Below are 20164 nucleotides of genomic sequence, written 5' to 3' on the forward strand. Positions count from 1 at the left end.
CATCGTCGCCATGCGGCAGAATTCAACTTCTTTCGAGTCTTCAACGTCTACAGCGCACGCGCAGGCCTCCGGTACCCGCCCGGCGATCGCTTTTCGACGCCGTCTGCTCGGCTCCGGTGCCCGCGGTGGATTTCGAACTACTGCTGGAATTGCGGCGGCTTTCGCGGCAACAGGTTGGGCTGCGTCATTCGGCATGAGTGCTGCCGACGCCAGCGCTGCCACCGAATCCCCCGCGCTAGCCGAAACGCACCTAGCGGCAACCGCCGAGTACCCATTGCCCGCCCACACCACGGTTCTTGCCCAGTCCGTCGATGCGGGGCGGCTCAATAGCCAGCTGGTCGACGGCGTCGGCATCCTGTCCGCGAACGACGAGCAAGCAATTAACGACGAGCTCAAACAGTTACAACAAGCAGAGCGAATTCAGTTCTATATCGTCTACACCGACACCTTCGGCGGGATGAGCGCGCAGGAATACGCAGAGACCACCGCCGCAGCCAACGGTGGCGGCCAGGGCAGCAACGTCGGTGTGCTGGCCATTGCCGTGGACGACCGCCAATACGATGTCTACGCCTCGCCGGGCGGCACCTGGAGCCAAGACAAACTCGATGCTGCTTCCGCCGCCGCGTACGACGAGTTGGTTAACGACAACTTCGCCGGCGCCGGGCTCGCTGCTGCGCAAGCCGTGCGCACGGGTTCTGCTGGCGGCGCTGGTAATGCTGGCGGCAGTGACTCGTCTGGGGCGGGCTGGCTTGCCGCCGGTGGTCTCGCAGCCGTCGCCGGTGGCGGTGGTGTGTGGTATTACAACCGCCGGAAAACCCAACAGAATTCCTCCGAGCTGCTCTCCGATGCGCGCGGAATTTCTCCGGACGACACCAGCTCGCTGCTGCGCCTGCCGGTGGCGACGTTGGAAGAACGCGCCGATGAAGAAATCACCTCGACTGATGAGTCCATCCGGCGCGCGAAGGAAGAACTAGACTTGGCAACCGCAGAATTCGGTGCCGATCGTGTCCGACAATTCACGCGCGCGATGAACAATTCTAAATCTGTCATGCAGCGCGCCTTCCGCACGAAGAAGGAGCTGGACGCGCATAACACTCTGCCGGAAGATCAGCGTCGTGCACGGTTGGTGGAAATCATCTCTGATTGTGGCAAGGCCGACCGTGAGTTGGATTCCCAGGCCGAAAAATTCGCGGAGATGCGCAACTTGCTGGCGCAGGCGGATTCTAAGATTGCCGAGCTCACCCAGCGCAGCGTCGCAGCGCGTTCCCAATTACACCGGGCCCAATCCACTATGGCATCGCTGCGGGAAAGCTACTCTCCAGAAGTACTGCACACCATCGCCGATAACCCAGAGATGGCCGAGGTTTCCTTGGAAGAAGCCGAGGATTTGCTCTCGCACGCTAACGAGCTGCAGGATAAGCCGGCCGGTCAGCAGCAGGGATTAGTAGAAACCATCCGCGAAACAGAACATGCACTGGAGGTCACCACCCGGCTTCTCGACGGCGTGGAAAACGCGCGTTCAGATATTGCTACCGCGAAATCCAGTATCAACGATCTGATTGCTGAAGTAGAAGAAGAAATCAACGAGGCCGCGCAGTTGAAGCAACGCGGCTCGCACGATGGTACTCCGGCAGATTGGGACCGGCTCGATTCCGTGGTCGACAACGCACAACAAGCGCTGGCGCACGCCAAAGAAAATAAAGACAGCGATCCGCTGGGCAGCTACAACCAACTACTGGATGCTGATACCGAGTTGGACGACAAGCTGGACCGGGTGCGCGAGAAATCCGCCGATCACCAGCGCACATTGCAGCTTTTGCAACAGCAGCTAGAGTCTGCGAATTCGCGAATTCAGGCTGCAGAGGATCTGATTTCTTCCCGCGGACGAATCGTGAAATCCGGGGCTCGGACCGCGCTTGCCGACGCCCAACGCATGCACGCCGAGGCCCTGCAGTTGCGTCAGACGGATGCGCGTTTAGGCATTGAGGCTGCCCGTGGCGCCGGTCAGGCGGCACAAGCCGCGATTAAGCGCGCTGAAGACGATGTGAAAGACCACCAGCGGTCGATGAATGAGCACGGTGGTTTTGGCGGCCCCGGCGGCCCTGGTGGCTATGGTTACCGCCGTGGCCGCAGCTCCACCGGTTCTTTGTTAACCGGAATGGTGCTGGGGTCCATCTTGGGCGGATCCGGCGGCAGCAGTGGCTTCGGCGGCGGTTTTGGTGGCGGCGGAAGCTTTGGCGGGGGTGGTGGCTTCGGCGGTGGCCACTCCGGCGGCTCGTTCTAGAACAAGAAGGCCAGGATCGCCACGATTGTGCACAACAATAGTGTGGCGATAATGCCTACTGCCGACGACGACAGCCGTGATTCCAGGATCATGCGTGCGCTAAAACTCAGCGCGATGACCTCATCCCGGCTCAATGATTGTTCTCCATCGAATTCCAGGATGGCGCGGCGCACTCCCCGGTTGGCACCGCTGAATTGCGCAACTTTATTGCCGTTTTCGTCGTCAATGATCCAGTTCTTGCCGGATTCATTGATCAAGGTAAATTCGCGCTCGCCCACGCGGGCAAACAAACGCGATGCACGCGCTAGGTTGCCTTCGACAGACAGCTTCAGCTGCGAGGTTTCAGCATCCACGGCTTCAATCCCACGAGACTGCTCTACCTGCAGCTGCCAGTTGGCTCCGTCGTTGGCCCCGTCGAGCTGCGCCAGCTCGTCGCTAAACACTCCCATACGGTTTGGCCCGTCTTCTTCCAGCAACACCGGGGCATTGCGGTCATTACGGTCCCAACTGGTGTAGCGCATAAGCGTGCCTTTCTATCCAGCCCCTTTTACGGGGCTATAAGCGTTTAGCAGCCGACCAGGCGTGCAGCCAAGTAGGATTCCAAATCCTCGATGGCCACGCGCTCTTGCTCCATGGTGTCGCGCTCACGCACGGTGACGGCTCCGTCTTCCAAAGAATCGAAATCGTAGGTCACACAGAACGGCGTACCGATCTCATCGTGGCGACGGTAGCGGCGACCAATAGCACCAGAAGTATCGTAATCAACATTCCAGTGCTGGCGCAGCTTCTGCGACAATTCCTTGGCTGGGCCGGTCAGTTCTTCCTTCTTGGACAACGGCAAAACCGCTACCTTAACCGGAGCCAGGCGACGGTCCAGGCGCAGCACGACGCGCTTGTCGGTTCCGCCCTTGGCATTCGGTGCTTCTTCCTCGTGGTAGGCGTCAACAAGGAAAGCCATCATGGAACGACCCAAGCCAGCGGCAGGTTCAATAACGTAAGGAATCCAGCGCTCTTCCTTGGTCTGGTCGTAGTACGACATGTCTTCGCCAGAGCCTTCTTGGTGCACACGCAAGTCGTAGTCAGTGCGGTTGGCCACGCCCTCCAACTCGCCCCACTTGGAGCCTTGGAAACCGAATGCGTATTCCACGTCGACGGTGCGCTTGGAGTAGTGCGATAGAGACTCTGGTGGGTGCTCATACAGACGCAGGTTTTCTGGCTTAATACCCAGATCGATGTACCACTGGTGCCGATCATCGATCCAGTACTGGTGCCATTCTTCATCGGTTCCAGGCTCGACGAAGAACTCCATCTCCATCTGCTCGAACTCGCGGGTGCGGAAGATGAAGTTACCCGGGGTGATCTCGTTACGGAAGGACTTACCGATATTCGCGATGCCGAATGGTGGCTTCATGCGCGAAGAGGTCAGCACATTCTTGAAGTTCACGAAAATACCCTGCGCGGTTTCTGGGCGCAGGTAGTGCAGGCCTTCTTCGTCGTCGACTGGGCCCAAAAAGGTCTTCAGCAATCCGGAAAACGCGCGTGGCTCAGTCCAGTTACCTGGCTGGCCGGTTTCTGGGTCGTTGATGTCTGCCAGGCCGTTTTCTGGTGGGTGGCCGTGCTTTTCCTCATAGGCCTCCAGCAGATGATCAGCGCGGTAACGCTTGTGGGTATACAGCGATTCCACCAACGGGTCGGTAAACACTTCGACGTGGCCGGACGAGACCCAGGTCTGGCGCGGCAGGATGATGGAAGAGTCAATACCGACGACGTCATCGCGGGATTGCACCATGTGACGCCACCACTGGCGTTTGATGTTCTCTTTCAATTCAACGCCGAGCGGGCCGTAGTCCCATGCCGAACGCGAGCCGCCATAGATCTCACCTGCTTGGTAGACCAGGCCGCGACGCTTGCATAGGTTTACGACGGTGTCGATGACATTCGCCATTGTAAAAGGACTCCTCTGGTAGGGGATAAGTCGGTTCTCGCAGGCCATCCTACCGTGCATCGGAAAACATACCTGAGTTAGGTAGTCCAGACTGCCGAACTTCTCGATTCTTGTGTTTGCGTCCACGGGGCCAAATAGGCCGCCACTGCACAACGCCGACACGAGTTTGCCGAACCAGCGTTGCCGGGCCAGGGTTACCAGGCACGGATTTTCCGGAGCAGGGTTACCGGGCACCGCCCTCCCGATACATAAGTATCCCCGTATGGGGGTGGAGACAAAAACCCGAATCCCCTGCAAATATAAGGTAACACTTGGTTAGTTTTGTTCAGGCGCCTGAAGTGTCTTAAGATTTAAGATAAATTTTATTGAAGATCGATCCCATTATGCACGGGATTGCTATCTCTCGTCACATCGGTGTCGGCAGATAGAAACCACCAGGAAGGACTCGTGATGCCTACCGACGTTATCGCGAACACCACCGCTGCTGCGACTATTATTCGCGCACTCAACTCCCCGCTACGCCTGCAAATCCTGCACTGCCTAAGCCAGCGCGACTGCTGCGTCTATGAACTCGTTCGCGAACTAGGACGCTCACAACCATTGGTGAGCCAGCACCTGCGCATCCTCAAGCAATCCGGCCTGGTCAGCTCTCACTCCTGTGGACGCGAAGTCACCTACCAACTGACCCGCCGCGAAGCCCTCAATATCGCAGCCATTGCGGCTAGCATCGCTCCTTAAATAGACTGGAGCAATGTCTTCCGTACAGTCCGCCATCCCAAAACTAGGCGCGCGTAATACTCGCCAGCGAACCGCCGTTATTCAGGTGTTAAACGACCTGGACAATTTCGCCTCCGCGAAAACCATTCATCATGAATTGGTGCACCGCGAAAACCAGGTTGGCTTGACGACGGTCTACCGCACCCTACAATCGTTATCAGAAATCAATGCCGTCGATGTGCTGCACATGCCATCCGGTGAAACTCTGTACCGCAGCTGCGAATCTCATCATCATCACCACCACTTAGTCTGCACCGAATGCGGCCGCACCGAAGAAATCGACGGCGGCCCAGTAGAAAGCTGGGCACGCGATGTAGTGGCCGATTATGGTTTTCAGCTCACTGGCCACGATGCAGAAGTCTTCGGCATCTGTGCGGACTGCAGTAAGAAAGACGGCGACAACAAATAACTGCGGTAGCCACCGTAGCTACCGCGCTGTAGCTCTTTCGCACGGTACGCAACTCTGCCGGGCTGCATCCGCGTGCGGCTGAGCTTGCCTCCGCGTGCGACGCGCTTGCAGCTTTAGCCAACCACTCCGCCGAAAGCCAGGCCTAACAAATAAGTGATGCCAGCTGCACCCAGCCCGATCAGCAGCTGTCGTAGCCCGCGCCAGGCCGGCGGTTTACCGGACAAGATCCCGGTTACTGCACCTGTGATCAGCAGCGCTAATGACACCAGCACCACAGCAATCACGGCACCCAGGGTGGTCGAGGCACCAAAAATAAAAGGCAAGATTGGCAACAAAGCTCCACCCGCGAAAAAACAGAAGCTAGAGATAGCCGCTTCCCATGCACCGCCTGGCGTGTGCGCTTCCGCGAACTCCTCATCTTCTGCTGCTTCCCCACCACGGACCTCGGTGCTCGGGTTTTCCGGGCCTGCGCTTTCCGTGCTTGGGTTTTCCGCGCTCGGGTTTTCTGCGCTCGAGTTTTCCAGGCCGGGATTTTCTGGGTTGTGATTTTCCGGTCCGGGATTTTCTGGACTGTGCCCGCCACCGCCAAAACTTTCTGCATAGCTTTCTGCAGAATGGGAGATCCGCGCAAACAGCTGATCCGCCTTGTACTGCGCCTCAGCCTCAGACATACCACGGGCCCGGAAGACTAAGGCCAACTCATTAGCCTCCACGTCCACGTTGGCTGCCATCGCTGACGAGGACGTCTGCGGGGTGGAAGCACCCAACAACTCATTTTGCGACTTCACAGAAATAAATTCACCGGCTGCCATGGATAATGCGCCGGCGAGCAATCCGGAAACACCAGTGATCAGCACCACCGTGCTGCCGACACCGGATCCTAAAACCCCCAGTACCAACGCCAAATTGGATACCAATCCATCGTTTACGCCGAACACCGCAGCACGGAAGGTCCCCGACATTCGCTCGCGCGAACGCGTCGCCAAGCCACGCACCACTTCTGCGTGGACCTTTTCATCCATTGCCAGCTGATCAGAGGCATCTTCGTCGGCAAGATAGGGGCTGCGCGATTCCGCAGACTGCATCAAAGCGAGCGTAAACACGGAACCAAAAATTTTCGCCAAAAAGCCCAATAGACGAGTATTAAAATCAGCTTTCCGCGGTGTACCAAGTTGATCACCGAGCTTATCGCGCCAATAACGCTGATGCCGCGATTCCGCTTCCGCGATTTTACTGAGAATCTCGCGATCTTCCGGGTTCTTCTGCCGGGCAGCCAGCGTTTTATACACCGCTGCCTCGGAGCGCTCATTAGCTAGATAGCGACGCCAGCGTTCCAGCTGTTCCTCGGAGGGCGCTGCAGCAGGCACAGAGTCTGCTCGCTGTCGTCGTGCTTGCTGTCCTGGTCGTGCTGGTCGACGCCGACCACCACTGCTGTCCAGATTCACTTCGTTCCCCCGAAACGGCGATCACGCCGCGCGTACTCCGCCACGGCGTCGTAAAGATCCTGCGGGGTGAAATCCGGAAACAGCTTATCCTGATACACCATCTCCGCGTACGCCGATTGCCACAGCAGAAAATTCGAGGTCCGCTTCTCCCCCGACGGGCGCAAAAACAAATCCACATCGGGCATTTCAGGGTCATACAAATAACGACCAATAGTTTTCTCGGTGATCTCCCCGGCGCGCAACGTACCGGCCTCGATATCCCGAGCCATTGACTGCATAGCGTCGGCAAGCTCAGCACGACCACCGTAGTTCACGCACATGACCAATGTCATCCGAGTATTGTTCTTCGTCAGCTCTTCAGCCGCACGCAATTCCTTAATTACGCTGCGCCACAGCCGCGGACGGCGCCCCGCCCAGACCACGCGCACACCCTTGTCATGCAACACATCGCGTTGGCGCCGCAGAACATCTCGATTGAAGCCCATGAGGAAGCGCACCTCGCTGGCGGAACGGCGCCAGTTTTCCGTCGAAAACGCGTACGCAGAAAGATATTCCACCCCCAGTTCCAGGCACGCGTCAACGGCATCCATGAGCACTGCTTCGCCACGCTTGTGGCCTTCGGTGCGCTCCATGCCACGCTCTTGCGCCCACCGGCCATTTCCGTCCATGACCAGGGCAATATGACGCGGAATAAACTGCTGCGGGATCTGGTGGTCCGTGTCAAAAATACTCATCGCATCACAGTCTAGTGCGCGGGTAGCGCGCAAGGAATGCTTGGCTACAGCGATTGTTCCATGATGTGCAACGCTTTTACGTTCTGCTCCATGTGCCATTGCAAATGCGTACGCACCAGCCGGTGGGCAGTGCTGGAATACTCCGGGTGTGCGTGAGCAATTTCTGCGGCTTTCTCCCAGTACCGCCCGGCAAGCAGCCACATATAATGCAGTACTTCCTCGTTGATATCCGCCGAGCCGCTCGGGCGGCACTCGTGGCAGCACGCGCCACCGACCCCAGGGTGAAAAGCATGGTGCGGGCCGGGCCGACCACACTGGGCGCACTCGAATAACACCGGTGCCCAACCGGCAAAATCCATTGCCTGCAACAAAAAAGAATCCAGTACCGCAATTGGGTCCCGGGCGTCGGCAAGCAACCCAAGGGCCGCCAGCAAGGCATCGAACATCGCCGTGTCTGCTGGCTGGGCTAAGCGTTCGGCGGCTTCCAGCATGGCGCAACCAGAGGTATAACGCTCATAGTCGTCAATAATGCCGGTAGCGAAAAACGCCACGGTATCCGCACCAGTGATGGTCGCGAGGCTACGGCCCGGGTACAACTGCACATTCAGGTGCACAAACGGTGCTAAGCGCGAGCCAAAACGTGATTTCGCCCGGCGCACCCCTTTGGCCACCGCGCGCACCACCCCGTGTTGCTTCGTCAACAGCACGATGATGCGGTCGGCTTCGCCAAAATCATAGGTGCGCACGACCACGGCATCTTCCCGGTAAGGCTTGCTCCGCGCCACAGTCTAAAAGCCCAGCCGACCTAGCGATTTCGGATCCGATTGCCAGTTCTTCAGCACTTTGATGCGCAAATCCAAAAACACGTTATGCCCTAACAGCTCAATAATCTGCTTGCGCGCGTTGTGCACGATGCGGCCAAAACGGCGACCATCTTTGCCTTCGATGATCTTCTTCTGGCCAGGGCGTTCCACGTACAACACCGCGTGCACATTGCTCACACCCGGGCGGTCCTCGTCGGGAAGAATCTCGTCGATCTCCACAGCAACCGAGTGCGGAAGCTCATCACGCAAGCCTGACAAAGCCGCTTCCCGAATCAGCTCGCTAATGCGGGTGAAATTATCATCATCCGTAATATGATCGTCTGGATAAAACTTGTGCCCTTCCGGCAGCTGCTGCACGATCACGTCCGTCAGCACATCAATCTGCGTACGTTTCGTCGCAGAAACCGGCACCACCTCGCTGTCACCACCGAGCATCTCATGCAGCGCAATAAGCTGCTTGCCGACGGCATCCTTGCCCACTTTATCCAGCTTGGTGACAATCCCAATGATCGGTACATTCGGCGCTACATTGCGGATATTGTCCAGAATCCAGCGGTCGCCGGGGCCGATTTTCTCGTCGGCAGGCACGGTAAAACCGATTACATCGACATCCGAATAATTGTCTTTCACCAGCTCATTAAGCCGCTCCCCCAACAGCGTGCGCGGGCGGTGCAAACCTGGAGTATCCACGACCACGACCTGCGCATCATCGCGGTGAATCAACCCGCGAATAGCATGCCGGGTGGTTTCTGGTTGGTCAGCGGTAATCGCAATCTTCTGCCCCACCAAGGCATTAGTCAACGTCGATTTTCCGGTATTTGGGCGCCCAACGAAGCTGACGAAACCAGAACGGAAGCCTTCCGGCACATCGAGGTAGCTATCCAGACTCATAATTTACTTCTCACCTGCTGGCAAATTGTCTACGGCCGTGACATCAAAGTACTGCTTGGGCTGCACGAAGCACTCCTGCGCAAAAATCAGGTCTAGCTCCGTAGAACCACGTTTATAGGTGGTCTCGAGCAACTCATACACCGAGGCCGCGGTGGCCTCCAGGGCCTGTGAAACCTCGCCATGGTAGGCGTAGTGAGCACTAAACAGCGCCGCGGTAACATCGCCTGATCCGTTCCGTTTGAAATCCAGGTACGGGGTTTGCACCAGGTAGGCCTCGTCACCATCAACTGCGAGCATTTCGATGACATCAGCCGGGTTTTCTGGGCGCACCAGCGAAGTCACCAACACCACCCGCGGTCCCATTTTCTGTAGCGCACGCACTGCCTCCAGTACCTGCTCAAAAGTTTCTACCGGTTTACCAGTCAAGTACCCGAGTTCGAACTGATTTGGGGTGGCGATATCCGCTACCGGGATGACCTTGTCACGCAGCAGCGGCGGGATCGAATCGTCCACGAAGCAACCAGATTTCGCGTTGCCCATCACCGGATCGCAAGCGTACAACGCATCCGGGTTCTGCTGTTTAATGCGCTTCACCGCATCTGTAATCACGCCCGCGATTTCTGGGCTGCCTTGGTAGCCAGACAGGATCACGTTGATCTTGTCGAAAGCTTCCCGGCGCTCCAAGCCATTGATAACATCAGCAACCTGCTCGGCGGGAAGCAACGGGCCACCCCAGTCGCCGTAGCCAGTGTGATTAGAAAAATTCACGGTGTGTACCGGCCATACCTCATAGCCAGCGCGCTGTAGGGGAAATACGGCTGCGGAATTACCCACGTGTCCAAAGCTCACGTGCGACTGAATCGACAACACGGTGTTCATGTTCATAAGCGGTTACCTCTTAACCTGCAATAGCACGCAATCTGCTATTGCAACCTTTGCTTGCAATCTTCTAATGCAATATTCGCTTGCAATATTGCTTGTTTAATTTTCTTCGCCTGCACCACGAGCTTCGCCAGTCAGCTCCTCGCCTGCTCTTTCCTGCGGCTGCGCAATGGCTGGAATGTGGCCGTCGGCAAGCGATTGGCTGGCCAACTGCTCATCCAAATCAGCACGATCCGCTGCCGACGGGAAAGCCTGCGGGCCAGTCGGCTTCGGGGGGAATTTCTTCCCACGACGAGAGACGTCGTCGTACCAGTCCGCGAGAATCTCGTTTTGCAGGGCGAACATTTCTTTTTCTTCTGCCGGAGTGCCGTGATCATAGCCCAATAAATGCAGACAAGAATGAGTAGTCAGCAAAGCTAGCTCATGCGCCAGACTATGCCCGCCCGCATCTGCTTGTTTCTGCGCAAATTCTGGGCACAGCACAATATCCCCCAGCATTGCTGGGCCCACGGCTTCCCCATCCGGCCGTGGGGTATGAAAGCCCGGAGTCAGCTCATCGATCGGAAAACTCATCACATCCGTTGGGCCTGGCAGGTTCATCCAATGCATATGCAGTTCAGCAATGGTGTCTTCATCCACACACGTAATCGTGGCTTCCACGTCCGGGCTTACATCCATGGCTGCCAGGGAAAACGCAGCAACATCCAGCAGCATTTCCTCATTGATGCCATCGAAGCCAGATTCGTTGAAAAATTCAATACTCATATGCGGGTTCCTCAGTGCTTTCTCTGTGCGCGTCTTGCCTAGCTAACTTTCCGCCTGCTCGTGATAGTCATAAGCATCCACAATGCGCCCCACCAGCGAGTGGCGCACAACATCGTTGGCTCCCAGTTCAGCGAAGTGAATCCCTTCGACCCCGCCCAAAATACGACGCACGGTCTTCAACCCTGAATTGTGCCCACGCGGCAAGTCCACCTGCGATTCATCGCCGGTGACCACAAAGGTGGTGCCAAAGCCCAAACGCGTCAAAAACATCTTCATCTGTGCCGCAGTAGTATTTTGCGCCTCATCCAAGATCACGAAGGCATCGTTCAACGTACGGCCACGCATATACGCCAACGGCGCCACCTCGATGATCCCTGCTTCCATCAAACGAGGAATGGCCTCTGGATCCAGCATGTCCCGCAAAGCATCGTGCAACGGGCGCAGATACGGATCGATCTTGTCATTCAACGTGCCCGGCAAAAATCCCAGCTTCTCACCGGCCTCCACTGCCGGGCGGGTTAGGATAATGCGCTGCACCTGCTTGTTCTGCAGGGCCTGCACCGCCTTGGCCACCGCTAAGTAGGTTTTGCCCGTACCAGCCGGGCCCAAACCAAAGACAATGGTGTTTTCATCAATTGCGTCCACGTATTCGGCTTGACCAACGGTTTTCGCACGAATCTTTTTGCCCCGGCGCGAAACAATGCTCCCGCCGAGTGCCTGCGCAACTGATACCGGTGAATCTTCACTCAACAGCGACAACACGTGCTTCACACCATCCGGGCTAACAGTGTGCCCGCGTCGGGCCATAGATTCCAATTCATGGAAGGCCTTGACGGCGCGCGCGACCTCATAATCCGGGCCGGTGATTTTCACCATTGTGCCGCGAGCAAAAATATCCGCGTCTAATTGATTGCCCAGCACGCGCAGGTTTTCATCAGTATTACCTAATACTGTGCGTGCGTGAACGGGGTCCAGGTCGATCTTGCGGGTTTGAATGTGCACGTCGCTAGCCTACCAACTGAAACGAGCTTTCCACGAAGTTTTCCACGTCTGTGCTCTCTGCTTGTGCGCTTTCCGGTTCCGCGTTTAGGCTTCCAGCTCAACTTCGGCAAGCATCCGCCCACTCGGGCTAGCGCTACCAGCAGCAGGCTCTTCAGTGATCATAACCTTGTGCGCTGCGGCGTCGAACGGCATCCATACATCCTGATGTGGATCCTGGCCGATAACGCCGGCAGAACGAACCACCCCATGCTTGTCGACGGCCCAAACTTGCGCGCCCATGCCGTCGGCAAGTTCCGGCTGGCCATCCACCATCGCACCGGCTTTGTCCATCTCATTGGAAGAAACAATTTTGAGACGTGCTCCCTCCGCGGTAGTGGCACCACTGACCATGTCTGTAGCGGACATGATCTCATGCATCTGCTCATGCCCATCCGTCGACGGTGCACCGCGCGTGGATTGAGTTTCTTCTGCAACGATGGCGCCCTCACCAGCATCATCCGCAGTGTTATTGAGCACCGGGGTAAGCACCGTAATGCCCACCAGCAGTGCCGCGGCCGCGGCCCCGGCAAGTACTGCCCAGGGCTTTCTTGACGTTTCCGAAGCGGCGCCACCACGGTTCTGCGCTGTTTGCGTTCGATGTGTGCGCGCCTGCAACGACACCACGTTGGTTGTTTCCGCATCCAAGTGGCCAAGTTTGGCCAGCACCTGGTTTTTTATTTCTGGCGGTGGGGTGTGTTCCGGGACAGCGTCGAGAAAGGACTCGAAAGTCTCATCATCGAATTCATCCGTGTTATTCACGGTGCGATCACTCATGGTGGGCTTCACCCCTTCCCCAGACAGCTGCTAATTTGCGTACTCCATCACGCACTCGCGTTTTGGCGGTACCCAATGGAACATTGGTGGTTTCTGCCAGTTCCGCGTGACTAAGCCCATCGAAAAAGGTCAGTAACACGGCCGTACGATGCGGCTCCCCAATCGTGTCAACGGCTGCTCTCAGGCGCTTGCCTTCCACATTGGTGAGTGCTTCGGTTTCCACATCGATGCTTCGGATGCGCTCGCCAAGCACGAAGTCAGCGTCATCGCGTCGCACACTAGCATTATGAGCACGTAGTCTGTCGATTCCGCGAGAATGTGCAATCCGGCCCACCCACGTGCGAGCATGACCACGCTCTGGATCAAAGCTACCTGCTTTATTCCAGACTTCCACGAACACTTCCTGGAGCACTTCTTCTGCCAGCGAGTTATCCCCCAGAATCTGGATGATCACACCGAAGGCCAACGGCGAAAGCGCATCATAAAGCTGTGAAAAGGCATGCTGATCCCCGTTGGCCACGCCCGCGACAAGCGAGTCGAGGCGAGCATGCTCTTCGGGGCTGCAACTAGACACAGCATTACATACTACTGGCTCATCTTGTCGCTGTCGCCAGTCATCTTGTCATCGTGCTCCATCTTGTCATCGTGGCCCATTTTGTCGCCTTCACCGCCCATCTTGTCACCATGTTCCATTTTGTCGTGTTCCATCTTGTCGCTGTCGCCAGTCATCTTGTCATCGTGGCCCATTTTGTCGTGTTCCATCTTGTCGCCGCTCGTGCTTTCCGAAGTCGCCTTTTCGGAACTCATCTTGTCCGAGCTCTCCTCTGAGCTTTTCTCAGTGCTTTTCTCAGTGCTCGTTTCTGAGGACTTCGTCGGAGTTGCAGCAGAATCATTGCTGCACGCAGCCAGGCCGACCGTACTCATAGCAACAGCAGCGGCGGTGATCAAAAATTTCTTCATCGAAGTATGTGCAGGCATTGGGTTCTCCTCAAAGCTAGTGGTTTCAGCAGTTTTTCTGCCTTCAACTACTACTGCGGAACCACCCGTCTGATCGGATTGGAAAAAATAAAAAATTTTTATCACACGATCAACACCGCCAAAGACCAATCCGCTCCAGCGCTTCGCTCCGGATTAAACAATGACCGAGAAATTACGGGCTCGCACGTATCACGCAGACGCCGATGCACGGGAGCCCCATTGAGAAAGGCTGCACAATCATGCTCAGTACCATCGCCATCGGTTTTATCGGTGGCCTGATCACCGGTATTTCACCGTGTATATTGCCCATCCTGCCGCTTGTTCTGGCGGTATCCCAAGGCTCCAAAGCTCGACCATGGTTGGTTATCGGCGGTTTGGTCACCAGTTTTACCGTCGTCACGCTTTTTGCCACCACGTTGCTCAATGCGCTGGGACTGCCCGCAGATATTTTGTGGAAGCTCGGCATCGCCCTACTCGTGCTCGTCGGCTTGGGCATGATCTTCCCGAAGCTACAGGAACTATTGGAATGGCCGTTCCAGTTCCTGCCGCGGGCGCACAAGTTGCAGGCCCGCGCCCGCGATAAGGGTGGGTTCGCCGTCGGCCTGGCAATGGGCGTGGTCTTTGTGCCCTGCGCCGGTCCAGTATTGGCTGCAATCACCGTTGCAGGCGCTACCGGCGAAATCGATGCCCGCATCGCTGTGCTGTGTGTTTCTTTCGCCATTGGCGTAGCCATCCCGCTGTTGGCTTTCGCTCTGGGCGGCCAGCAAGTGGGCAAGCGCGTAGATTTCTTCCAGTCGCGTCAACGCATCTTCCGGGCGACCGCTGGCGTCATCGTCATCACCATGGCTGGCGCCCTGGCATTGGGTGCACCGGCATGGATCCAACAAAAACTGCCAAACTGGACAGGTGATGCCGAAAAGACGGTCACCGCGCAACTGGCACAACAAAATGAGGGTTCAGACTCACTGGAAGATTGCCGCGGCAACGGTGAGCTTGGCAATTGCGGCACCGTCCCGGAGCTGGTGGGTCTGGAAAACTGGATGAACACGGACGCCCCCGTCGACCCGCGTACCTCTGGTGATGTCACGTTGATCGATTTCTGGGCTTATGCCTGCATCAACTGCCAGCGCGCAAATACGCACATCACCAAACTTTATGATCACTACCGCGACTATGGTTTCACCGTTATCGGTGTGCACTCTCCGGAATATGCCTTCGAGCGGGAAACCGCGAACGTGCGCCAGGCGGTTTCCGAGCAAAACATCAACTACCCGGTTGCCCAAGACAATTCTTTCACGACGTGGAAGGCCTTCAACAATCAGTATTGGCCGGCACACTATCTTGTCGACGCTGAGGGCACCGTACGGGAAATCCACGAAGGAGAGGGCGCCTATGCCCGTACTGAGCAGCTCGTGCGCGAATTACTACAGAAGCGTGATCCGTCAGTGGAACTTCCTGCCCCGCTAGAAGATTCCGATGACGAAACCACCCAGCAACGCAACCCAGAGACCTATTTGGGCAGCCAGCGTGCCCGCTACTACGCCAACTCGGCATACAAATCCGGCACCCTGTCTGGTCCAGAACCGGAGATCGGTCAATACACTTTGGAAGGCGACTGGACCATCGACCGGGAGAACATCACGGCCGGTGACAACGCCAAGATCCGCTTGAATTACCGCGCAGCTTTGGTGCAGGCAGTGGTGTCTGGCAGCGGCACCATCAAGGCCAACGGTAAAGACTTCACTGTTACCGACGACGGCACCGTCAATCTTCTGGAATCCGACCAAGCACAAGCGGGGATCCTGGAGGTCGAGGTCTCACCCGGTTTGAGCTTGTATTCGTTTACCTTTGGATAGTTCGACGGTATGCGGACACTTGTTCGCCACCGTTTCCCCACTTCAGCGCATAAATTCATAAACTTCATAAAGTTCATAAGCGTATGGGTTACCCACCCCAGCGACTGGTGGCTGCACCGATGACGGACAACGCCACCATCGCCGCAGAAGCCGTGCGCAACACCTGTGGCCCCAGAACCACTGGCTGCGCACCGGCGCTGCGCAGTAGTGCTACTTCTTCATCGCCGATACCACCTTCTGGCCCGACGATAAGAAACACTGTCCCGGAAAACCCTGGAGCCAGCTGGGCTAACGGCTGGCTGGCTTCCTCGTGCAATACGACGGCGGTGTGTCCGTCGATCAGCTGCGCCAGCTGCGCGGTGCTCACCGGCTCCCAAACTTCCGGCACTGTCACCCGGCGCGATTGTTTCGCCGCCGCAGCCGCCGCGGACTGCCATTTCTGCACGCCTTTGCTGCGTTTGGCGCCCTGCCATTTCGCAATACAGCGGGCGGCTTGCCACGGGATGATCTCGTCGGCCCCGGCTTGCGTCGCCAAGTCCACGGCTAGCTCGCTGCGCTCGGCCTTCGGTAATGCTTGTACGACGATGAGGTAGGGGTCCGGGCGCTCGCATTCGCCAGCGGTCAGTACCACCCCAGTCAGGTGATCTTTGCCGACTGCTTCGGTGACCTCAATTTCGGCCCAGCGGCCTGCGCCATCAATCAGCTGGATGAGCTCTCCGGGCCCGATACGCTTGACCGTGACGGCGTGGCGGGCCTCCGGCCCAGTGAGCTCCGTGGCCTCACCGACCTGCGGAAACGGGGCGGAAGCAAAAAATACCGGGAGTGACATGGCAAAAACCTTGTGCGCTAGAAGCCGAACTTAAAATCCGAAGCGTCCACGCAGCCGGCTGAACAATCCGTCCGAGTGGCCGTCGGCCTCAGAATTCACACGCGAAGATTCCTCGCGTTTGTCGCGGACTTCCTCCAGCAACTGGCGGGTCTTTTTGTCCAGGTCCGTCGGCACGGCGACGTCGACATGGGCAATCATCTTGCCTTGGCCGTCGGTGCGCACGCGCGGCATGCCTTTACCTTCCTTCACGATCTGCCCGCCCGGCTGAGTTCCGGCTGCGATCTCAAATTCGATCTCTTCACCGTCCAGGCCCTCCACGTTGCAGGTGGTGCCCAACGCAGCATCGACCATCGGCACGGTGATGGACAGGTGCAGCGTATCGGCATCGCGGGTGAAGATATCGTGCTTTTTCACCCGGACTTCCACATACAAGTCACCAGCGGGGCCACCGCCGTGGCCCACTTCACCCTGGCCTGCCATGCGGATGCGCATGCCGTCGTCGATGCCCCTCGGAATATTGATGGTCAGATCACGGCGCTTCTTCACGCGGCCATCACCGCCGCAGTGATTGCACGGATCCTTGATAACTTCACCAAAGCCCTGGCAATTGTGGCAGGCACGCGTGGTCATCACATTGCCTAAGAAGCTGCGTTGCATCTCCTGGATCTCACCAGCACCATTACATACCTCGCAGGTCACTGGCTTCTCACCATCAGCCGAGCCGGAACCGGTGCACCGATCACACAACACCGCGGTGTCCACGGTGACTTGTTTTTTCATGCCGGTATAAGCCTGGTTCAGCGTGATCGAGGTCCGCAGCAGCGCGTCGTTACCCGGCTGCACACGCGACCGCGGGCCACGGGAACCGCCCCCGGCGCCACCACCAAAGAAGGCTTCGAAGATATCGCCAAAGCCACCGGCGCCGCCGAAGCCGCCACCGCCCCCGGCTCCGCCGCCTTGCTCCATGGGATCGCCACCCATGTCGACGATCTTGCGCTTCTTCGGATCCATCAAAACGTCGTGAGCGTCGGTCGCTTCGGAAAACTTCGAGGCGGCCTCATCGGACGGGTTCACATCCGGGTGATATTTACGGGCGAGTTTGCGGTACGCCTTTTTGATCTCCGCCTCGCTGGCGTCTTTGGATACTCCCAAAATTCCGTAATAGTCACGAGCCACTGTTGTATCGATTCCTTCGGGTCAGTTGGTTTATAGGGTTTCTCGGTTTTCTCGCTGCGCCTGCTTCTCGCTGCACCTGCGACTGCAACTACAACTGCGCATGCACATGCATCTTTGTGCATTAATCGATCTACCAGCCTACAGGCTAATTCGTGCCTGCCAGAATCTGGCTGACATACCGTGCAACAGCACGAACCGAAGAAATTGTTCCCGAATAATCCATAAATGTGGGCCCTACCACACCAAGCCCGCCGAGTGTGGCGGATTCATTGCCATAACCTGCGGTAACAATCGAGGCTTGCTGTAGTTCTTCGTCCTCATTTTCGCGACCAATGAGCACATCGACGTTCCCCAGCTGTGGCACGTTCGCTAACAGCTTAAACATCACCACTTGTTCTTCCAGTGCGTCAATGATCTGCGGCAACCCCTGCGGGAAATCCCTACCGCCCCGAGTCAGGTTCGACGCACCCGCCATCAGCAAACGATCATTAGGCTGATCCACCAAAGTTTCTATCAACACCGTGGCCACGCGGATCATGTGGTGCCGCAAATCCGCCGGGGAATGCTCCAACAAATCAGCCACCCGGTTTGCCGCCTGCCCTACCGGCACCCGTGCCAGTGCGCGGTTCAAAAGCTGCCGTAATTCGTGTACTTCAGCCTCCCCGATTGGGGCATCCAACTCCACGTTGCGCTGGTCAACCCGGCCAGTATCCGTAATCAACACCAACAACAAGCGCATCGGCGTCAGATCCACAACCTCCACGTGCTTGACGTGCGAAACATTCAGCGTCGGCAACTGCACCACCGCCGCTTGCCGGGTCAGCTGCGCCAATAACCGCACCGAGCGCCGCAGCACATCTTCCAGGTCAACACCGTCTTCGAGGAAGCTACGAATCGCGCGCTTTTCCGCCTCCGACATGGGCTTGACCTCACCTAAACCATCAACGAAGCGTCGGTAGCCTTTCTCGGTCGGCACTCTTCCCGACGACGCATGCTGCTGGGCAATAAAGCCCTCCGATTCCAACACAGCCATGTCATTACGGATTGTTGCCGAAGAAACCCCCAGTTGATGTCGATCCACCAGTGCTTTGGATCCCACAGGCTCCTGGGATGCGATGTAATCCGTGACGATCGCACGCAGAACTTCCGCCCGGCGCGTTTCTGTCGTACCAGCCATCAGGACCTCGCTTCCCCATCCGCTGTAGTGTCATCTTCGGCGACCAAAATATCCGTGATGATGCCGTCAGCAAGCAACCTACCAGCATCCGTCAACGCTAAACGCCCTGGCTGCGGGAATTGCAGCAAGCCACGGTCCACAAAATTCTGGACGACGCCTGCAGCTCCAGCGCCAACCGCCGAATAGTCAATGCCTTCACGCAAACGCAAGCCCAGCATCAACAGCTCCGTATGACGATCAGCCGGGGTTAGGTCTTCTACCTGACTGATCGGCAACTCGCCGTCGGCAAGCACCGCGGAATAGCGGTTCGGGTGCTTGACATTGGAAAAACGCTGCATACCCAGGTGTGAGTGCGCACCCGGGCCTGCACCCCACCAGTCGCCATCGCGCCAATAAATCAAATTGTGCTGACACTCGCCGCCAGGTCGCGCCCAGTTCGACACCTCGTACCACTCCAAGCCGGCCTCGGCCAGGCGCTGCGCAATCATCTCGTAGCGAGTAGCCATCACGTCTTCTTGGGGGGACGGGATCTCCCCTCGACGGACTTTACGGGCCATCGCAGTACCGTCTTCCACGATCAACGAATAAGCCGAAACGTGATCCACATCGGCCTCGATCACCCGATCCAAGGTGCGGGCAACATCATCATCCGTTTCCGTGGGCGTCGCATAAATCATGTCCAGGTTGACATGCGCAAAACCAGCCTGCCGCGCCTCACGAGCCGCCGCAAACGCACGACCCGGGGTATGGGCGCGCTCGAGCACTTGCAAAACCTCATGGGAAGCAGACTGCATACCCAAGGAAATGCGCGTATAACCAGCCTCGCGCAGCCCGGCGAAAAACTCGGGCGAGGTCGATTCCGGGTTGGATTCCGTGGTGACCTCGGCGCCGTCGACAAGACCAAAAGTATTGCGCACCGTCGTCAAGATTCGGCTCAACCCATCGGCGCCCAACAGCGACGGAGTCCCGCCTCCAATAAAAACTGTGTCCGCACGGCGACCAACGCGCTGGGCAGCCAGGTCTAGCTCGACATCCAACGCATCCAAATAACCTTCTGGGTTTGCACCGCCCGCTTCACGCGGGGTGTAGGTGTTGAAATCGCAATAGCCACAGCGCGTAGCACAAAACGGGACGTGGATGTACAAGCCGAATGGTGCAGAAGACTCACAGGTGAGTTGAGTGGACAACTGACTAGACAGCTGACGGGCCGAGGCAATAGGTGACGAACTAGGCGGCGAACTGGGCGACTGCGAATGCATAGCACCAGCCTAATAGTTGTTTGCGCTGCCAACCAAGGTGTACGCTGGTCGTATTTATTGGACTGATTGCCACACGCAGAAAGGATGATGGTGGAGCCTCCGAGTCGAAGTATCGACG

At 57.4% G+C, this 20164-nt stretch carries 20 protein-coding genes; 4 read left to right on the forward strand and 16 right to left on the reverse strand.

Going from position 1 to position 20164, the window contains the following annotated elements:
- Positions 1-10 precede the first annotated feature (10 nt).
- Positions 11-2284, forward strand: a complete 2274-nt coding sequence (locus L9H78_RS07655; RefSeq protein WP_249619732.1) for a TPM domain-containing protein — start codon at positions 11-13, stop codon at positions 2282-2284.
- Here L9H78_RS07655 and L9H78_RS07660 read toward each other — a convergent pair.
- Entirely contained in the window at positions 2281-2805 is a 525-nt protein-coding gene (locus L9H78_RS07660; protein WP_249619733.1) for a hypothetical protein, read from the reverse strand. The genes L9H78_RS07655 and L9H78_RS07660 overlap by 4 nt on opposite strands.
- A 44-nt stretch (positions 2806-2849) precedes the next feature.
- Positions 2850-4229, reverse strand: a complete 1380-nt coding sequence (locus tag L9H78_RS07665) for a glycine--tRNA ligase (RefSeq protein ID WP_249617539.1) — start codon at positions 4227-4229, stop codon at positions 2850-2852.
- Between the two features lie 450 nt (positions 4230-4679).
- Between L9H78_RS07665 and L9H78_RS07670 the strand changes: the two genes are divergently transcribed.
- Together L9H78_RS07670 and L9H78_RS07675 are read left to right on the forward strand one after the other, a co-directional pair.
- Positions 4680-4967 carry an ArsR/SmtB family transcription factor gene (locus tag L9H78_RS07670; protein ID WP_018120374.1) on the forward strand — a complete coding sequence of 96 codons (288 nt, stop codon included), beginning with the start codon at positions 4680-4682 and terminating at the stop codon, positions 4965-4967.
- A gap of 13 nt (positions 4968-4980) precedes the next feature.
- The gene (locus L9H78_RS07675) at positions 4981-5415 is read left to right on the forward strand and encodes a Fur family transcriptional regulator (RefSeq protein WP_249619734.1); all 435 of its coding nucleotides are present in this window, start codon (positions 4981-4983) and stop codon (positions 5413-5415) included.
- A 113-nt stretch (positions 5416-5528) separates the two neighbouring features.
- On the opposite strand, the gene L9H78_RS07680 is transcribed toward L9H78_RS07675, so the two are convergent.
- The 10 genes from L9H78_RS07680 to L9H78_RS07725 all read right to left on the reverse strand — a co-directional run bounded on the left by L9H78_RS07680 (position 5529) and on the right by L9H78_RS07725 (position 13749).
- Positions 5529-6782 (reverse strand): VIT1/CCC1 transporter family protein, encoded by a 1254-nt coding sequence (locus L9H78_RS07680; protein WP_249619735.1) that lies wholly within the window; start codon positions 6780-6782, stop codon positions 5529-5531.
- 74 nt (positions 6783-6856) lie between these two features.
- Positions 6857-7594, reverse strand: a complete 738-nt coding sequence (locus tag L9H78_RS07685) for an isoprenyl transferase (protein WP_249619736.1) — start codon at positions 7592-7594, stop codon at positions 6857-6859.
- Between the two features lie 44 nt (positions 7595-7638).
- Positions 7639-8379 carry a DNA repair protein RecO gene (recO, locus tag L9H78_RS07690; protein WP_249619737.1) on the reverse strand — a complete coding sequence of 247 codons (741 nt, stop codon included), beginning with the start codon at positions 8377-8379 and terminating at the stop codon, positions 7639-7641.
- 3 nt (positions 8380-8382) lie between these two features.
- A complete protein-coding gene (gene era, locus L9H78_RS07695) occupies positions 8383-9309 on the reverse strand; it encodes a GTPase Era (RefSeq protein WP_249617543.1) in 927 nt (308 codons plus the stop codon).
- Between the two features lie 3 nt (positions 9310-9312).
- Positions 9313-10194: a pyridoxal kinase PdxY gene (gene pdxY / locus L9H78_RS07700; protein WP_430622728.1), complete on the reverse strand. Its 882-nt coding sequence runs from the start codon at positions 10192-10194 to the stop codon at positions 9313-9315.
- Positions 10195-10290: 96 nt separating this feature from the next.
- Entirely contained in the window at positions 10291-10956 is a 666-nt protein-coding gene (gene ybeY, locus L9H78_RS07705) for an rRNA maturation RNase YbeY (protein ID WP_249619738.1), read from the reverse strand.
- Positions 10957-10998: 42 nt separating this feature from the next.
- Positions 10999-11958, reverse strand: a complete 960-nt coding sequence (locus L9H78_RS07710) for a PhoH family protein (protein WP_249619739.1) — start codon at positions 11956-11958, stop codon at positions 10999-11001.
- Between the two features lie 84 nt (positions 11959-12042).
- Positions 12043-12771 (reverse strand): anti-sigma factor, encoded by a 729-nt coding sequence (locus tag L9H78_RS07715; protein WP_249619740.1) that lies wholly within the window; start codon positions 12769-12771, stop codon positions 12043-12045.
- Positions 12764-13345 carry a sigma-70 family RNA polymerase sigma factor gene (locus L9H78_RS07720; RefSeq protein WP_249619741.1) on the reverse strand — a complete coding sequence of 194 codons (582 nt, stop codon included), beginning with the start codon at positions 13343-13345 and terminating at the stop codon, positions 12764-12766. The genes L9H78_RS07715 and L9H78_RS07720 overlap by 8 nt, the downstream gene beginning before the upstream one ends.
- Positions 13346-13356: 11 nt before the next feature.
- Positions 13357-13749 carry a hypothetical protein gene (locus L9H78_RS07725; protein WP_249619742.1) on the reverse strand — a complete coding sequence of 131 codons (393 nt, stop codon included), beginning with the start codon at positions 13747-13749 and terminating at the stop codon, positions 13357-13359.
- A 239-nt stretch (positions 13750-13988) separates the two neighbouring features.
- On the opposite strand from L9H78_RS07725, the gene L9H78_RS07730 reads away from it, so the two are divergent.
- Entirely contained in the window at positions 13989-15605 is a 1617-nt protein-coding gene (locus tag L9H78_RS07730) for a cytochrome c biogenesis protein CcdA (RefSeq protein ID WP_249619743.1), read from the forward strand.
- An 88-nt stretch (positions 15606-15693) separates the two neighbouring features.
- Here the strand turns inward: L9H78_RS07730 and L9H78_RS07735 are convergent, their stop codons facing one another.
- The 4 genes from L9H78_RS07735 to hemW form a co-directional block, all read right to left on the reverse strand.
- Positions 15694-16434, reverse strand: coding sequence for a 16S rRNA (uracil(1498)-N(3))-methyltransferase (locus tag L9H78_RS07735; protein ID WP_249619744.1), 741 nt, complete (start codon positions 16432-16434; stop codon positions 15694-15696).
- 30 nt (positions 16435-16464) lie between these two features.
- Complete coding sequence (gene dnaJ / locus L9H78_RS07740; RefSeq protein ID WP_249619745.1) at positions 16465-17610, reverse strand: molecular chaperone DnaJ; 1146 nt, start codon at positions 17608-17610, stop codon at positions 16465-16467.
- Between the two features lie 145 nt (positions 17611-17755).
- The gene (hrcA, locus tag L9H78_RS07745) at positions 17756-18787 is read right to left on the reverse strand and encodes a heat-inducible transcriptional repressor HrcA (protein ID WP_021351798.1); all 1032 of its coding nucleotides are present in this window, start codon (positions 18785-18787) and stop codon (positions 17756-17758) included.
- Entirely contained in the window at positions 18787-20046 is a 1260-nt protein-coding gene (hemW, locus tag L9H78_RS07750) for a radical SAM family heme chaperone HemW (protein WP_249619746.1), read from the reverse strand. Before hemW ends, hrcA begins: the two co-directional genes overlap by 1 nt.
- Positions 20047-20164: the final 118 nt, after the last annotated feature.

It is taken from the genome of Corynebacterium pseudodiphtheriticum (assembly GCF_023509295.1).
Lineage (GTDB): Bacteria > Actinomycetota > Actinomycetes > Mycobacteriales > Mycobacteriaceae > Corynebacterium > Corynebacterium pseudodiphtheriticum.

Coding starts and splice junctions, on each gene's coding strand:
- L9H78_RS07685 (WP_249619736.1), bottom strand. CDS start 7,594: ATGAGTATTTTTGACACGGACCACCAGATCCCGCAGCAGTTTATTCCG.
- ybeY (WP_249619738.1), bottom strand. CDS start 10,956: ATGAGTATTGAATTTTTCAACGAATCTGGCTTCGATGGCATCAATGAG.
- L9H78_RS07660 (WP_249619733.1), bottom strand. CDS start 2,805: ATGCGCTACACCAGTTGGGACCGTAATGACCGCAATGCCCCGGTGTTG.
- L9H78_RS07725 (WP_249619742.1), bottom strand. CDS start 13,749: ATGCCTGCACATACTTCGATGAAGAAATTTTTGATCACCGCCGCTGCT.
- era (WP_249617543.1), bottom strand. CDS start 9,309: ATGAGTCTGGATAGCTACCTCGATGTGCCGGAAGGCTTCCGTTCTGGT.
- hemW (WP_249619746.1), bottom strand. CDS start 20,046: ATGCATTCGCAGTCGCCCAGTTCGCCGCCTAGTTCGTCACCTATTGCC.
- L9H78_RS07730 (WP_249619743.1), top strand. CDS start 13,989: ATGCTCAGTACCATCGCCATCGGTTTTATCGGTGGCCTGATCACCGGT.
- pdxY (WP_430622728.1), bottom strand. CDS start 10,194: ATGAACATGAACACCGTGTTGTCGATTCAGTCGCACGTGAGCTTTGGA.
- L9H78_RS07675 (WP_249619734.1), top strand. CDS start 4,981: ATGTCTTCCGTACAGTCCGCCATCCCAAAACTAGGCGCGCGTAATACT.
- L9H78_RS07670 (WP_018120374.1), top strand. CDS start 4,680: ATGCCTACCGACGTTATCGCGAACACCACCGCTGCTGCGACTATTATT.
- L9H78_RS07715 (WP_249619740.1), bottom strand. CDS start 12,771: ATGAGTGATCGCACCGTGAATAACACGGATGAATTCGATGATGAGACT.
- L9H78_RS07665 (WP_249617539.1), bottom strand. CDS start 4,229: ATGGCGAATGTCATCGACACCGTCGTAAACCTATGCAAGCGTCGCGGC.
- L9H78_RS07735 (WP_249619744.1), bottom strand. CDS start 16,434: ATGTCACTCCCGGTATTTTTTGCTTCCGCCCCGTTTCCGCAGGTCGGT.
- L9H78_RS07655 (WP_249619732.1), top strand. CDS start 11: ATGCGGCAGAATTCAACTTCTTTCGAGTCTTCAACGTCTACAGCGCAC.
- hrcA (WP_021351798.1), bottom strand. CDS start 18,787: ATGGCTGGTACGACAGAAACGCGCCGGGCGGAAGTTCTGCGTGCGATC.